Raw genomic sequence first — 14,708 nt, forward strand, 5'->3', positions numbered from 1 at the left:
TAGCTACCGGGATTAGCCGAGGAGCTGCAGCACACCTTGGTTAATCTGGTTGGCCTGAGCCAGCATCGCGGTGCCGGCCTGGGACATGATCTGGCTCTTGGTGAAGCTAGCCATCTCCTTGGCCATATCTGTGTCGCGAATACGAGATTCGGATGCGGCCAAGTTTTCAGCAGAAATATTTAGGTGCTTGATTGTGTGTTCGAACCGGTTCTGTACAGCACCGAGCTCAGAACGAGCGTTGGAAACTGCGGCGATCTGATCGTCCAGTGCCTTAATCGATCCGGCGGCCAGTGTTGCCGAGGAGAAACCGTGATCGGTGTCAGTCAGTTTGAACGCGCTTTCCAACGCCGTCACAACCGTATCGATATTCGCCGCAGTCAGATCAACTTCAATCTGATCAACGGAATCAGTCCCGGTCGTAGAACCAGCGCCTACTTGGAACGTGAGGGTAGCGCTAGTGGCAGGTACCGGCGGCGTGGCCGTCGCATCGCCAGCACTATCTACACGATTGAGCAGGTTGATGCCATTGAAGTTGGTGGAACCTGCGATTCGAGTCAGCTCTTCCGTCAATCCGGAAACTTCCGTCTTGATCGCATCACGGGCGGCAGGGTTGTTTGAATCGTTACCGGCCTGGACAGCCAGGTCGCGCATGCGCTGCAGGATGGAGTGGACCTCGGTGAGTGCACCTTCAGCGGTCTGGATGACGGAGATGCCGTCCTGGGCGTTGCGGGCTGCAACGTTCAGGCCGTTGACCTGTGAACGCAGGCCCTCGGAGATGGACAGGCCGGCTGCGTCATCGGCAGCGCGGTTGATGCGCAGGCCGGTGGACAGCTTCTCCAGGGACTTGGAAATGTCGTTCTGGGTGTTCGACAGGTTGCGGTACGAGTTCAGGGCCGCAACGTTGGTGTTAATGGCGAAAGCCATGATGAAACTCCTCCATGAGATGGTACAAATTCACCGGCCCGTCCATGGGCTGGCACTTGTAGCTATCGGAGGAATACGGGGATCCGTTAGGAGAAGTGCAAAGGATTTTTCGCGGTGCGGGCCGCGATTGGCCGGCTACTGCGAACAGGTCAAGAAACCGCGGCCCTTGGCTGCGTGGCGGCGAAACGTGTAATCCCGCCTATGGTCTGATCGGCCAGCGCGGTCAGGTACGCCTTCCGGCGGAAAGGAGCAATCCGAGACTCGGGCACATAGCCGGCACCGCCGTCGTCGGAATAGTGAGTATGCAGGCCATCCCGGAGGAGGCGGATAGCCTCGGAGCGCTGCTGGGAGACGGCCGAATGGGTAGCGCCGAGCTCTTCGGCGATTTCCTTGACAGAGCGGTCCTCGAAGTAGATCTGCTCCACGATGTACCGCATCTTCTCGGGAAGGTGGTGCACTGCGGCCTTCAGGAATGCGAGCCGCTCCTCGGTGAGGAGTGAGCCTTCGGGCGACGCCGTCTCGGAGACCAGGAATTCGGCCGTTGTGTCATCCAGGGTGGAGACAGTGCGGGAGGCATCGTCCATGGCGGCCTCCGCGGTCTCGCGGTCAACCCCGAGGGCGGCAGCAAGCTCGTCAACGCTCGGGTAGCGGCCAAGTTCGGCAGTAAGGGTCTCGCGGACGGACAGCGTTTCCTTGATACGTTTGCGCACGGAGCGGGGCGCCCAGTCGATGGCCCGCATTTCGTCGGCAAAGGCTCCGATGATGCGACGGCGGGCAAAGGCGCCGAAAGGAACGCCGAGATCCGGATTGAAGGCGTCGGCGGCGGTGATGAGCGCTACCGAGCCGGCAGAGGCGAGGTCGTCGCGGGAGAGGTGGGTGGCTTTGGCACACACTTCGGAGACCAGATATCCGACGAGCGGGAGGTTTTCCACCACCAGCGCATTACGGTCAGCACGATTCACTGACATGTCCCCCTCCGTGCCCAAAGATACGGACGAACCTTCCTTATGATTCGAGGGGTGCGGCCTCGAAAGAACGATTCATCTCTTGGTGAAACCTATCATCAATCGCTCCTAACGCAAGGGGTTGTGCGGCCGATAGATAGAGATGTAGCCATGCCGTTACTTTTTGTTCATCCAGTGCGGCTTTTTGACGCGGACCCGCGGGGGTTGTGTCCGCAGAATCAACCAGGGGAGGTGCCTGACATGGGAGCCCATGAACTGTCCGCCATGCTGTGGCACGAACGTGAACTTCTTGAATTACTGGTCTTCAAGCTCGAGGAGGAGCAGCTGCTCCTGACGGCGGGCAAGTCCCGCTGGCTGCAGCACGCCACCCGCGAGGTGGAACAGGTTCTGGAGCGACTCCGCGACGCCGGCCTGGCCCGCACGGTGGAGGTAACCGCACTGGCCCGGGAGTGGGGTACGCCGGAAGGCGCCACGCTACGCGAGCTGACCGAACAGGCCCCGGTGGGGCCGTGGGGCGAGATCTTCAAGGGACATCTGCAGGCACTGACACAGTTGACCCTGCAGATCCGTGAACTGCGCGACGTGAACGAGAAGTTCCTGCGTGCGGCTGCCCGGTCCACCCAGGAAACGCTCGCCAATTTCAATCCCGATGCCGGGACCTACGACTCGCATGGGACGGCAGGGCTTTCGGGCAACCGGTCCCAGCTGTTCGACACAACGATCTGAGGTTTTCGCAGTGAGTACCTTCAGCGGCCTGAACACCGCGTACACCGGTCTGGTGGCCGCCCGTCAAGGTTTGAACGTGGTGGGCCAGAACATCGCCAACGCCAATACCGAGGGCTACACCCGTCAGCGGGTCAGTACGTCGTCCATCGGGGCCCTCGACCGCACCGGACTGCTGACCGGCGGCGTGCAGATCGGCCAGGGCGTTTCGGTGGACGCGATTGCTCGGCTGGGCGACATGCACCTGGATACCCGCGTCCGGTTCTCGGCCGGTGTCGCTGGGTATTCTGCAGTGCGCGCCGATACGATGTCCGGCCTGGAAGTGTCCTTGCGCGAGCCGGGCCAATACGGCATCTCCACGCAGCTTCAGGAGTTCTGGGCCTCTTGGCAGGCCTTGTCCAACCGGCCGGATGACGCCGCTGCCGGCGGGGTGGTGCTGGAAGAGGCGAACATCCTGGCCAACATGATCAAGCGCGGTTACCAAGAGGTGCGCGAGCAGTTCTCCCGCCTGCGCTCCGACGTGAACACCATGACCGCGGAGGTCAACGGCACTGCATCACAGGTAGCCAATCTGAACGAGAAGATTCGTTTTGCCGTCGCCAACGGCGGTTCCGCCAATGAGCTGATGGACCACCGCAACCTGCTGACCGAACGGCTGGCAACCCTCACCGGAGCCACCGTTCGCCACGGCAGCGACGGGCAGGTGGATGTCCTGATCGGCGGCAATGCGATTGTCACTGGTTCCAGCGCCCAGAGAATCGCCGTTACGGGGGACTCTGATACGGACATCTCCGGCACAAAGGGTGTGCGTCTCGAGTGGGCGAGTCCGAGTCGGACCGGCATGCCGGTGGTTCTCGACGGCGGTGAAATCGCGGGCGCACTGTCCATGTTGGGCAACGCTAAGGGAGATGGGCCGCTACGGCAGGCCGCCAACAGCTACGACACTTTCGCCACCACGTTGAAGGACTCGGTGAACAGCGTCTACGCGAAGACTGCGCCCGGCGAGGACCCCGCACCGGAGTTTTTCAGTTTCGATGCCGAGCTGCCTAACAAGGCACTTGGTCTGACCGTTGCCGTCAAGACCGTAGGCGCCCTCAATGCGGGCAATCCAGCCAAGGGCGTTCTTGATGGTTCCGTTGCGGACGAGTTGTCCCAGCTCGGCATCGGCGCCGGCTCCCCTGACCGCGTTTGGGAGAACATCGTCACCACAATCGGTGTAGCCGCGGAGACGGAGCTGCAGCAGTCCAACCTCGCGGATATTGCGTCCCAGTCAGCCAAGACCTTGCAACTGTCCAACGCGTCGGTGGACATGGACGAAGAGAACGTCAACCTGCTGACATACCAGCACGCCTACCAGGGTGCGGCTCGAGTGATGACGGCGATTGATGAAATGCTCGATACGTTGATCAACCGCACCGGATTGGTCGGGAGGTAGCCATGATTTCACGAGTCACTAACCAAACGATGAGCAGCTTCGCCCAGCGCAACCTGCAGGACAACATGGCGCGTATCGCCAAGCTGCAGGAGTTGGCCGCTGGCGAGTCGCTGATTGCCCGCCCCTCGGACAACCCGACGGGCACCGCCGATTCCATGCGCACACGTGCCGATATGCGCGCCAACGCGCAATACAAGCACAACATCGACGACGCCAATGGCTGGCTCACCACTACCGACTCCGCGCTGGGCACGGTCACCGATTTGCTCAACAAGGCCCGCGATCTGACGATCCAGGCTTCCAATGGTTCCATCTCGCAAACTGCACGCGAGGCCGTCGCCTTGGAGCTTGGAAGCATCAAGGAAAGCCTTTTGGCTGCGACTCGGACACAGTACCTGGGACGCAATGTGTTTGCCGGGAACTCCGACAAGCCGAACGTATATGGAGATCCCCCAACCGCGCCGTACACCGTGACGGAACCGAGCGCCACCGGGGTGGAGCGTCGCATCGGACCCGGGGCACACCAGACGGTACGCGTTGATGCCAGCGCCGCTGCAGTCTTCGGCGACGATTCCACGGGCACGGACCCGTCGGTTTTCGCGCTGCTTGATTCAATGATCGCAAAGCTCAACGGCGCTGGCAGCGTCAGCGAAGACTTGAACGCCATCGACGCCCGGCTGAACACCGTGATCAACGCACGCGCCGAGGTCGGCACCCGCCACGCCCAGATCCTGAAAGCCCAGGAGACGAACTTGGACGAAGCTGTTTCGCTTGAAGCCCGCCGCTCCGGGATCGAGGATCCGGATATCGGAAAGGTGATCCTGGACCTGAAGATGCAGGAGATGGCCTATCAGGCGGCGCTGCAGGTCACGGCTCGCGTACTGCAGCCGACGCTGATGGACTTCCTGCGATGAGCGCCGCACTGACCTTCGTCGCGCCTCCCCCGGGACTGGCACCGCTGGTCGACTTCACGCTGGACGAGATCGCGGGAGCGGCCGGCCTGTACTCCCTGCAGCCCGTGGCCGACCCGGGCAAGCGCCTGTTCGTCCTGGACGCGGCGACCTACCTGAACCAGTACACGCCGGTGATTTCCGACGACGACCGTGCCGCCCTGGACCTCGCTGTCTCGGAGGACGCCATGGTGCTGGTGGTGGCCAACCCCGGCGAATCGGGCACCACCGTGAACCTGATGGCCCCGATCGTGGTCAACGTGCACACCGGCGTCAGCGCCCAAGTGATTCTGGAAGGCCAGGACTGGCCGCTCCGGGCAGAACTGACGCCGCTGGCCGCGTAGCTCTACCCTCCGACCGCGTAACACCGCGCTAGCGGCTGAAGAAGTCAGACGTCTGAAACTCTTGAGCTGACGGCGGCTACCGTGCAAGAGTTATCCCCACGGTCCAAGGGACCTGCTGGGGGATCCGGAATCACCGGTTAAATGCTTCCGGCGGCTTATGGGGGAACCGCCGGAAGCAACCACCCTCCGCACAGGCGAACGACACGCGACGCCTACTCTCCCCCTTACCCGCGCTACGCAGTCGAAGCGGTTAGCCTCTGCATGTGCACTCCAACGACCTGCAGATCGCCTACGCCATCGGTAGCGTCATGGTTGGCCTCGTTGTTGGCTGGTGCGCCTTCCCGCTCGCACAACTCGAGCAGCGCACGTCCCTCCCCGCCTCATGGCGAATAACGACGGCTGTGCTCACCTCCGCGTGCGCAGGCCTCCTCGGCTTGGCCTTCGCGGGTAGCTGGGCCCTGCCGGCATACCTGCTGCTTGCCGTTGCCGGTGTGCTGTTGTCCGCCATCGATCTAAGGCACCACTTGCTGCCGAACCGACTCATCGGCCCCATGCTGGCTGGAGCCGTGGTTCTCCTTGTGGTGGCAACCATCGCCAACGGTGATTGGATGCGGATGCTGCTGGCGTTAGCCGGCGGCGCCGCGCTGTTTGCCGTGTATCTCATTTCGGCGCTCATCAAACCAGGCGGAATCGGAATGGGCGACGTCAAACTAGCAGCAGTTATCGGACTTTACGCAGGCTACCTGGGAATACAGACTTGGCTTTTCGTGCTCCTTGGAGCCTTTCTACTGAACGTTCTGGGTGCTCTTATCCTGTTGCTCTTGCGCAAGATTACCTTAAGATCGGAAACTGCTTTTGGTCCCGCCATGGTCGGGGCTGCGATCCTGGCACCTTTTCTAACCTGACCCACATTCGGCGTAAGAGCTGTTGGTTATACGATAAATAACAGTTCGGGTTATACTTTTCACCAATTCTCTGGTTTAGCGCCCCCACATGCTTAAGCTAAATCTTTTCACCAACCACCTCTTGAAATCCTCGGAACTGGATGCCACAGTATTGCCATCGCGGTCCAGTCCGGACCACGTAGGGGGATTCTTGGATATTACACACCGGGCATTCCCGTGTCTTTTCACAACTATTGGGGGGTAACCAATGCTTGCTATCTACGCGACCATGCAGACCATGTTCCACACCATCACCGATCGCCTGACCCGCGAGGAGAAGGGTGCCACTGCCGTTGAGTACGGCGTTATGGTGGCTCTGATCGTTGCAGTGATCATCGCCGTTGTCGCCACCATCGGCAAGGATCTTCTCACCGCGTTCACCACGGTCGAGGGTAAATTGCCGTAAAACCGATCTCGTCGCGGCGGTTGGTTCTGTTGCAGAACCAACCGCCGCGACACTTCGAAAACAAGACCATAACCAGTTTTATCGACTTCAGTTGGGGGCATCGTGAAGTCAAGGAATTCCGAAAAGGGCGCCGTCGCCGTAGAAATGGCGGTCACCCTGCCGGTCCTGCTTCTCCTCGTTATAGGGATTATGGAATTCGGTTATCTTTTCAACCTGCATATTTCCATGTCGCAGGCGGCCAGAGAGACAGCCCGTGAACTGGCCGTCAACCCGGACGACGTTACAGTCGCCCCACTGGGCTACGCCGTCGCAACGGCGCCAACGCTGGCTGGCCTTCCGGCGCTGACGGTGACACCATCCATGGTGCCCGGCGCCGGCTGCGCCGACACCGACCAGATTACTGTCACCGTCCAGGCCACGGTCGGGTCGATGACAGGGTTCTTGGATTTTGCCGGCATGTTTCCGCGGACCGTAAGCGGAGTAGGAGCGATGAGATGCGCAGGATAACGACGGCGAATGACAACGAGCACGGGGCCGTCGCAATCATCGTCGGCATCCTGATGGTTGCTCTGCTCGGTTTTGCGGCCCTCGCCGTAGATGTCGGGGCGATGTACGCCGAACGGGCGCAACTGCAAAACGGTGCCGACGCCGCTGCGCTGTCTGTTGCCAAGACGTGCGGTAATGACGAACTCGACGCAGCGTGCATTGACGGGTCCCCTCTGGCGGCCCCGCTGACCAATGCCAACGCCGGCGATGGGGCCAGCAACGTCATCAGCACTACTGTCGACACGGCCGCGAACACGGCAACGGTTGTCGCCGGGGCATCCCAAGCGGGACAGGCTCCGAACAGCATCTCCCTGTTCTTCGCCCAGGTCCTGGACCCGGCCTTCTCCAGCACAGAAGTCAGCGCCACGGCAACGGCGTCGTGGCTTCCTCCCGCCTCGGGGCCCACGGGCTTTCCGATGGCGTTCTCCAGCTGTGAATTCGATTCCGCGACGCCGAACATGGTGATCGAGTATCAGGGAACAGAGACATGCGCGGCTACCGGTCCCTCCGGTCTGGAGATGCCCGGAGGGTTCGGATGGCTCCTCCCTGATGGGGGAACCTGCGCAGCCGACGTCACGGTAGGCGAATACGCACCCAGCAGTACAGGGGCCAGCATCCCTGGTGGAGGAGGCGGCGCCTGCGCCGCCCTGCTCGATCAATGGAAACAGGATCTGCAGAACGGCCTGACCGTCACCATCTACCTGCCAATATTCAATGATGTCAACGGCGTCCCCGGCAGCGGCGGGGCCTATTTGATCGAAAAGTTTGCCGCGTTTGAGATTACCGGCTGGAATTTCCCAGCCGGCGGAAAGTACCCGACCGGCCCCAATGCTGTCTCGTGTTCTGGTCCCGGCGATTGTAAGGCGATCCGCGGGACGTTTGTTGAATACGTTACATCCATACCCGGCTACAGCGGTGTCGGGCCTGACGCGGGAGCCTACGTTGTTCGACTGACGGAGTAACACCACACAATTATCAACAATATTGGGGGCAACAGAAGTGAAAGCACGCCTGCTGGGGGGCATAGCGGCGCTGCTACTCGCGGTCATCGGCACTGTACTGCTAGTTACGTATGTACAGAACGCGGACCGTCGAGCGGCACAAGGGCTACAACCCACAAATGTATTAATCGTCCAGAAAAAAGTGCCGGCGGGAACACCGGTCGAAAGCCTGACAAACGTGGTCGAGTTGGAAGCAGTTCCGTCCTCGGCCGTTCCGGCCAGCGCCGTCAACAGCCTGGCCGACCATAAGGGAACGGTTACGTCGGTGGAACTCCAGCCCGGCGAGCAGTTGCTGTCGACGCGGTTGGTGGCACCCGACGAGTTGGTTCCGGGCACCGTTCCGGTCCCAGAGGGGCTGCAGGAGGTCACTATTCAGCTTGAACCGCAGCGAGTAATCGGCGGCAAGGTCAAGGCCGGGGACACTGTCGGATTCTTTATATCTTTTGGCGGCAGCACCGAAGACGAGGGCAGCACGACCAAGCTCGTCAAGCACAAGGTCCTGGTGACCGGAATCCAGCGGGCACCCGCCGCAGGGAAAGACGTAGGGGGAGATGAGGCAACCACGGTTCCCCAGGGGGCGTTGCTTGTTACGCTTGCCGGCACGGATCGCGAGGCAGCCAAGATCGTCTACGCCGCCGAGTTCGGCAAGATCTGGCTCTCCAAGGAACCCGCCGAGGCGAAAGAGTCCGACCCGCTGGTCTTCACCAAGGAAGAGGTGTACCGGTGAGCCGTTTCCTGGTCATTACCTCCGTCCCGGACTTCGAACGGCGCATTCGGTCGGCCGTTACGGGGTCCATGCATGGAGAAGTGCAAGCGATGCCGCCCGAGGTACTCAGCGGCGGGACTGAGGATATCTTCCGGCGACTCGTGGGAGGGCCGCCGGAGGTGCTCCTCTTCGGGCCGGGCGTGTCCGGAGCCGCAGCGCTGAAGCTGGCGACCGTCTTCGACCTCCAGCACCCGGAGATCAGCCTGGTGTTGGTGGCGGAACCTGATCCTCAACTGATGCTGGCTGCCATGCAGGCAGGAATCCGCGACGTGGTGGGTCCGGACGTGGCTGTGGATTGCCTGCGCGGGCTGCTGGAGCGGGCCTGCCTGGCTTCCGCCAGCAGGCGTCGCGGCCTGTCCCCCGGAGATGAGGGTCAGGAGCAGGGGCGGGTCGTCGCCGTCATGTCGCCCAAGGGCGGTGTCGGCAAGACGACGGTGGCGACCAATCTGGCCATCGGGCTGGCAAAGATCGCTCCGCTGGGCGTCGTCATCGTCGATCTCGATGTCCAGTTTGGTGACGTTGCTTCCGGGCTCCTGCTTGATCCCGAGCATTCCATCACGGAGGCGGTGCACGGCCCTGCCGCGCAGGACACCATGGTGCTCAAAGCGTTCCTGACGGCCCATCCCAGCGGCTTGTACGCTCTGTGTGCGCCGCGGAGGCCCAATGAGGCGGACTACGTGACGGCCGACCACGTCAGCAGGTTGCTGCGCCAGCTGTCGCACGAGTTCAAGTATGTCGTCGTGGATACGGCGCCGGGGCTCGGCGAGCACAACCTTGCCACCCTGGAGATGGCTACCGATGCGGTCTGGGTTTGCGGCATGGACATTCCCAGCGTCCGCGGCTTGAGTGCGTCCTTCGATGTGCTTCGCGAGCTGCATCTGGTGCCGGAGGGCCGCCACGTCGCGTTGAATTTCGCGGATCGGCGCAGCGGTTTGACCGTCCAGGATGTTGAGTCCACCATCGGCGTGCCGGTCGACGTCGTCATTCCACGGTCCAAGACGCTGCCCTACTCCACGAACCGCGGAGTGCCCGTCCTTCAGGAGGGTGCCCGTGATGCGGCCATGAAGGGGCTGCGGAAGCTGGTCCAGCGGTTCGACCCGCAGTGGGCGAAGGCGCCACAATCCAAGCTCCACCGAAGGGTGGTTGTCTCATGAGACTCTCCGACAGGCTCAATGTCGCGCGCAACGCGGAGATCAGCCAGGCCGCGGCGCTTGAACGGGCGGCAGCCGCAAGCGTCCCGGTCCACGAGCAGCTCCCCACAGATGAGGCCAGCGCGCCGCCGGCGTGGGCACCATCCCAGGAGCAGCCGCCCGCCGGTCCTGCCGTTGATGGGCTCGCCGGCCTCAAGCATCGGGTGGGTCAGGCCCTCTTCGAGCGCATGGGCTCGCGCTTCAGCGACATGTCGGTCTCGGAAGAAGAACTGGGCAGGATCGCCCGTGAAGAGCTCTCGGCAGTCATCGATGCCGAAAACGTCCCGTTGTCTTCCGAGGAGCGACGCCGGCTGATCCGTCAGATCGGCGACGAGGTACTGGGATACGGTCCGCTTCAGGCCTTGCTCGAAGATCCCTCGGTCACCGAAATCATGGCAAACCGGTACGACCAGATTTATATCGAACGGGCGGGACAGCTGTTCCTGACCGGCCTCCGGTTCAGCTCGGACGAGCATCTGCGCAAGGTCATCGAACGCATCGTGTCGCGGGTCGGCCGACGGATCGATGAATCGTCGCCGCTGGTCGACGCGCGGTTGGAAGACGGATCGCGCGTCAACGCGATCATCCCGCCGCTGGCCGTCAACGGTCCGGCCTTGACGATCCGGAAATTCTCCAAGGAGGCCTTGAGCGTTCAGCGGCTCATTGACTTTGGCAGCCTGACTCCCGAGATGGCGGAACTGTTGAGCGCCTGTGTGCGGGCAAGGCTGAACATCTTGGTCGCCGGGGGAACCGGTACCGGAAAGACCACTCTGCTGAATGTCCTTTCATCCTTCATTCCGGCCAGCGACCGGATCGTGACGATCGAGGATGCGGTGGAGCTGCAACTGCAACAACCGCATGTGGTCCGGCTGGAGAGCCGCCCGGCCAATATTGAGGGACGAGGCGAGGTCGCCATTCGTGACTTGGTGCGCAACTCGTTGCGCATGCGGCCGGACCGCATCGTGGTGGGCGAGGTTCGGGGCGGAGAATCCCTGGACATGCTGCAGGCGATGAACACCGGCCACGACGGGTCTCTGTCAACGGTCCATGCCAATTCGCCCCGCGACGCCATTGCCCGTCTCGAAACCTTGGTGCTCATGGCCGGCATGGAGTTGCCACTGCGTGCTGTCCGGGAGCAGATTTCCTCGGCTGTCGATGTGATCGTCCACTTGTCACGGCTGCGGGACGGCACCCGGCGGGTCACCCATGTCACGGAGGTCCAGGGCATGGAGGGCGATGTGGTCACGCTCCAGGATGCGTTCGTCTTTGACTTCGCTGCAGGCATCGACCCGCACGGCAGATTCCTGGGACGGCCGGTGCCGACAGGAGTGAGGCCCCGTTTCATGGACAAGTTCGCAGAGCAGGGCATCGCGGTCTCGCCCGCCGTCTTCGGTGCAGTACAAGTTCAGGGAGTGCGGCGATGAACGGTGAAACCGTATGGCTATTCGGGGCCCTCGGGATGTGTTTCGCGGCGCTGGGCCTGATGTTCTTTGTGGTATTCAAGCCCCGGTATCAGTCAGTCTCCACCATCCGCAAAGACATCCTCGCCGCCGGGGAGGCCTCCCTGCTGACCCGGTTCACGGACTCGACCGTCCATGCCGTTGACGGGGTCGTGGGGCGGACGTCCGGGCCCTTCAACCACATCGTCCTGGGGCTCGCGGGCATCAAGATGTCACCGGCCGACTTCACCGTCATGGTGATCTGCGGGTCCGTGGTGGGCGGCCTGTTCGGCGCCTTCCTCGCCAACATCTTCTGGGGCTTGCTGCTGGCTGTCTCGGCACCCATCGCGGCCAAGATTTTTCTGGTCCTCAGGACCGGCCGGCGCCGCGCACGCTTCGAGGCGCAACTGGGAGACACGCTGATGATGCTCACCGGCGGCCTTCGTGCCGGACATAGTGTCTTGCGATCGCTGGAGGCAGTGGCGCGCGAGTCCGAATCGCCGACGTCGGAAGAAATCGGCAGGGTCTTGAATGAAGCCCGCATCGGCCGCGATGTTTCCGTCGCCATGGAAGAGTCGGCGGCACGAGTAGACAGCGAAGATTTCGCGTGGGTCGCACAGGCAATCCAAATCCATCGTGAGGTGGGCGGAGACTTAGCCAACGTCCTGGATCAGGTGGGCCACACCATCAGGGAACGCTTGCAGATCAAAGGACAGGTCCGGGCTCTGAGCGCCGAAGGGAAACTCTCAGCACTGATCCTCATCGCCTTGCCGATCGTGATGGCACTCGTGCTCGCCGTCATTAACCCCGGTTACCTGTCCTTGCTGGTTCAAGACGTTATCGGGTTCGTCATGATCGGCGCCGGCGTCGTCCTGCTGGCAATCGGCAGTTTCTGGCTCAGCCGCACGGTCAAGATCAAGTTCTAGGGGGGAAGAAATCATGACACTCATGGCCTGGGGTCTCATAGCACTGGTCGTTCTACCCGCAACGTTCTTGGTCTGGTCGCTCCTGGCCCTCGACCGAGGAGCGGTCATCGCCATTCACACCAACTTGGGGCGCATTTCCCACACACCGGATGGACGGCCGGCTGGCCGGCCGCCGATTCTCCTGGGGCTGGCTCGCAAACTCACCCCGGGCAGCTACGAAGCCCGCCTGGACAAACTCCTGGCGATAGCCGGCAGACCGATGTCATTGCCACTGGAGAAAATGATCGTCGCGAAGCCGCTGCTGGCGCTTGCCGGTTTTGGCTTCGGCGTCTTCGTCTTCAGCAAGAGCCCTTCAGCGGGAATGGCGTTCTTTACCGTGGGTCTGACGCTGCTGGGTTACTTCGCCCCCGATCTGATGATTTACAACCGGGGCATCAAACGGCAGCAAACAATCGAACTCGAACTCGCGAATACCTTGGACCAGATGCTCATCGGGGTGGAAGCCGGCCTGGGCTTCGAAGCGTCGATGGCCCGAATTGCCGAAAGCGGCAAGGGACCGCTGGCCGAGGAGTTCCTGCGCACGCTGCAGGACATCCAGGTCGGAAGGTCCAGGGGCGAGGCTTACCAGGACTTGGCGAACCGCTCCACGGTTCAGGACCTGAAGTCCTTTGTCCGCGCCGTCGTCCAAGCGGACAAGTATGGAATCGGTTTGGCCACGGTGCTGCGGACACAGGCAAACCAGATGCGCGTGAAGCGCCGGCAGCGTGCGGAAGAGAAGGCGATGAAGATCCCGGTTAAGGTAATCTTCCCGCTGATTCTGTTCATTTTCCCGGTGCTGTTCATCGTGATCATGGGCCCGGCCGCCATCCGCTTGATGGGCGCGTTCGGCTGACGGTGCCAATAGACTCCCATGCCGCAGGGCACGGCGTGGGTTAGTCCGGACGGCTCCGGTTGTTGCCCTGAATTTCCTTCCGGAGCCGTCCATCTGTACAGATAGGGATGAATCTGAGGCGCCGGCGTGAGCTTCCGACCCTAGCCCTCGTCCGGATCGGCGCGTTTTGCCCGCGTCAGCTCCGCCCGGCGCAGCAGATCGCCGCCGTCGGGATAGAGCACTTCTTCCAGCACCAACGGATGCGGCGGAGCCAGTTTGCTCTTCGAATCCCGCACCTTCGCCAGCATCCGGTCGCGCAGCCACTCCGGTGCCTGCTCGCCGCCGCCGACCATCAACGATGCGCCGATCAGGGCACGCACCATGTTGTGGCAGAACGCGTCGGCTTGCACCGTGGCCACCACCACGCCGTCGGCGCCGCGGGCGAAGTCGAACTTCTGCAGTTCCCGGACAGTGGTGGCGCCTTCCCTGGGCTTGCAGAAGGCCAGGAAGTCGCCAATGCCCAGGAGCTTGGCGGCTGCCTGGTTCAGGAGATCGACGTCGACAGCGTGCTTGTGCCACAGCGTGGTGTTGCGTGACAGCGGATCCCAGAGCTCCGCCCGGTCGGCGATGCGGTAGCTGTAGCGGCGCCAGAGAGCGGAAAACCGGGCGTCGAATCCGTCGGGGGCGACGACGGCCCGCTTAACCTCGATTGCCCCGGCAAGGTCACGATAGGGTACCGGGGCGCCGACGCGGCCACCGAGCACCTTGGCCAGCACCCCGCGCAAACGCCGGACCAGGGCTTCGGCGGGATCGACCTCTCGGCCTCGGGCCAGTCCGTGCCACTCCCCCGGTTCCAGGTCGAAATGCACCACCTGCCCCCGGGCGTGCACGCCGGCGTCGGTACGGCCGGCAACCGTCAGCCGGATCGGCCGGCGGATCATGATTTCCAGCGCTTCCTCGACCGCGCCCTGCACGGTCAGCCGGCCGGGCTGCACGGCCCACCCGCTGAAGGGTCCGCCGTCGTACGCAAGATCCAGGCGGACACGCAAGAGCCCGCCGTCCCGGTCAGGGACGGGGGAGGTAGTCGGTGGCATGGATTCCATGCTACCGGGGCCCTGTGAAAGTTTCGGATGGCGCCAGCGCCCGCGGCTGGTTGTGGGCCGGTCACCGGCCGGGCGCCAGTGGACTGTCGACGCTCGCGGGCATTCGGTCTATGTTGCTGGGACAGCGCCCGAACCGCGGGCGGGACCGCCAGGTTCGGAGGAGCGATGGCAGGAA

16 protein-coding genes are annotated in these 14,708 nt (G+C 62.6%); 13 read left to right on the plus strand and 3 right to left on the minus strand.

Annotated features, from left to right (window positions below):
- Positions 1-12: 12 nt before the first annotated feature.
- Both AC5RV3_RS16495 and AC5RV3_RS16500 read right to left on the minus strand, forming a co-directional pair.
- On the minus strand, positions 13-924 hold the full coding sequence (locus AC5RV3_RS16495; RefSeq protein ID WP_494123040.1) for a flagellin N-terminal helical domain-containing protein: 912 nt from the start codon (positions 922-924) through the stop codon (positions 13-15).
- 149 nt (positions 925-1,073) lie between these two features.
- Entirely contained in the window at positions 1,074-1,886 is an 813-nt protein-coding gene (locus AC5RV3_RS16500) for a sigma-70 family RNA polymerase sigma factor (protein WP_494123145.1), read from the minus strand.
- 243 nt (positions 1,887-2,129) lie between these two features.
- Here AC5RV3_RS16500 and AC5RV3_RS16505 point away from each other — a divergent pair, with 243 nt between their 5' ends.
- The 13 genes from AC5RV3_RS16505 (at position 2,130) to AC5RV3_RS16565 (ending at position 13,451) form a co-directional block, all read left to right on the plus strand.
- Positions 2,130-2,615, plus strand: coding sequence for a flagellar protein FlgN (locus tag AC5RV3_RS16505; RefSeq protein ID WP_494123041.1), 486 nt, complete (start codon positions 2,130-2,132; stop codon positions 2,613-2,615).
- 10 nt (positions 2,616-2,625) lie between these two features.
- On the plus strand, positions 2,626-4,047 hold the full coding sequence (flgK, locus tag AC5RV3_RS16510; protein ID WP_494123042.1) for a flagellar hook-associated protein FlgK: 1,422 nt from the start codon (positions 2,626-2,628) through the stop codon (positions 4,045-4,047).
- A 29-nt stretch (positions 4,048-4,076) separates the two neighbouring features.
- Entirely contained in the window at positions 4,077-4,961 is an 885-nt protein-coding gene (locus AC5RV3_RS16515) for a flagellin N-terminal helical domain-containing protein (RefSeq protein ID WP_494123043.1), read from the plus strand.
- Positions 4,958-5,341, plus strand: coding sequence for a flagellar assembly protein FliW (gene fliW / locus AC5RV3_RS16520; RefSeq protein WP_494123044.1), 384 nt, complete (start codon positions 4,958-4,960; stop codon positions 5,339-5,341). Before AC5RV3_RS16515 ends, fliW begins: the two co-directional genes overlap by 4 nt.
- Positions 5,342-5,604: 263 nt before the next feature.
- Positions 5,605-6,246 (plus strand): prepilin peptidase, encoded by a 642-nt coding sequence (locus AC5RV3_RS16525; RefSeq protein WP_494123045.1) that lies wholly within the window; start codon positions 5,605-5,607, stop codon positions 6,244-6,246.
- A gap of 268 nt (positions 6,247-6,514) precedes the next feature.
- The gene (locus tag AC5RV3_RS16530) at positions 6,515-6,691 is read left to right on the plus strand and encodes a Flp family type IVb pilin (protein WP_494123046.1); all 177 of its coding nucleotides are present in this window, start codon (positions 6,515-6,517) and stop codon (positions 6,689-6,691) included.
- A gap of 102 nt (positions 6,692-6,793) precedes the next feature.
- Complete coding sequence (locus AC5RV3_RS16535; protein ID WP_494123047.1) at positions 6,794-7,198, plus strand: TadE/TadG family type IV pilus assembly protein; 405 nt, start codon at positions 6,794-6,796, stop codon at positions 7,196-7,198.
- Positions 7,186-8,199 (plus strand): pilus assembly protein TadG-related protein, encoded by a 1,014-nt coding sequence (locus AC5RV3_RS16540; protein ID WP_494123048.1) that lies wholly within the window; start codon positions 7,186-7,188, stop codon positions 8,197-8,199. The genes AC5RV3_RS16535 and AC5RV3_RS16540 overlap by 13 nt, the downstream gene beginning before the upstream one ends.
- Before the next feature lie 217 nt (positions 8,200-8,416).
- A complete protein-coding gene (gene cpaB, locus AC5RV3_RS16545; protein WP_494123049.1) occupies positions 8,417-8,965 on the plus strand; it encodes a Flp pilus assembly protein CpaB in 549 nt (182 codons plus the stop codon).
- On the plus strand, positions 8,962-10,158 hold the full coding sequence (locus AC5RV3_RS16550; RefSeq protein WP_494123050.1) for a CpaE/TadZ family protein: 1,197 nt from the start codon (positions 8,962-8,964) through the stop codon (positions 10,156-10,158). Before cpaB ends, AC5RV3_RS16550 begins: the two co-directional genes overlap by 4 nt.
- On the plus strand, positions 10,155-11,618 hold the full coding sequence (locus AC5RV3_RS16555) for a TadA family conjugal transfer-associated ATPase (RefSeq protein WP_494123146.1): 1,464 nt from the start codon (positions 10,155-10,157) through the stop codon (positions 11,616-11,618). The genes AC5RV3_RS16550 and AC5RV3_RS16555 overlap by 4 nt, the downstream gene beginning before the upstream one ends.
- Positions 11,615-12,559 (plus strand): type II secretion system F family protein, encoded by a 945-nt coding sequence (locus tag AC5RV3_RS16560; protein ID WP_494123051.1) that lies wholly within the window; start codon positions 11,615-11,617, stop codon positions 12,557-12,559. Before AC5RV3_RS16555 ends, AC5RV3_RS16560 begins: the two co-directional genes overlap by 4 nt.
- A 13-nt stretch (positions 12,560-12,572) precedes the next feature.
- Positions 12,573-13,451: a type II secretion system F family protein gene (locus tag AC5RV3_RS16565; protein WP_494123052.1), complete on the plus strand. Its 879-nt coding sequence runs from the start codon at positions 12,573-12,575 to the stop codon at positions 13,449-13,451.
- Between the two features lie 140 nt (positions 13,452-13,591).
- On the opposite strand, the gene AC5RV3_RS16570 is transcribed toward AC5RV3_RS16565, so the two are convergent.
- Complete coding sequence (locus AC5RV3_RS16570) at positions 13,592-14,524, minus strand: tRNA pseudouridine synthase A (protein WP_494123053.1); 933 nt, start codon at positions 14,522-14,524, stop codon at positions 13,592-13,594.
- Positions 14,525-14,708: the final 184 nt, after the last annotated feature.

This window comes from Arthrobacter sp. Y3221114 (assembly GCF_059092625.1).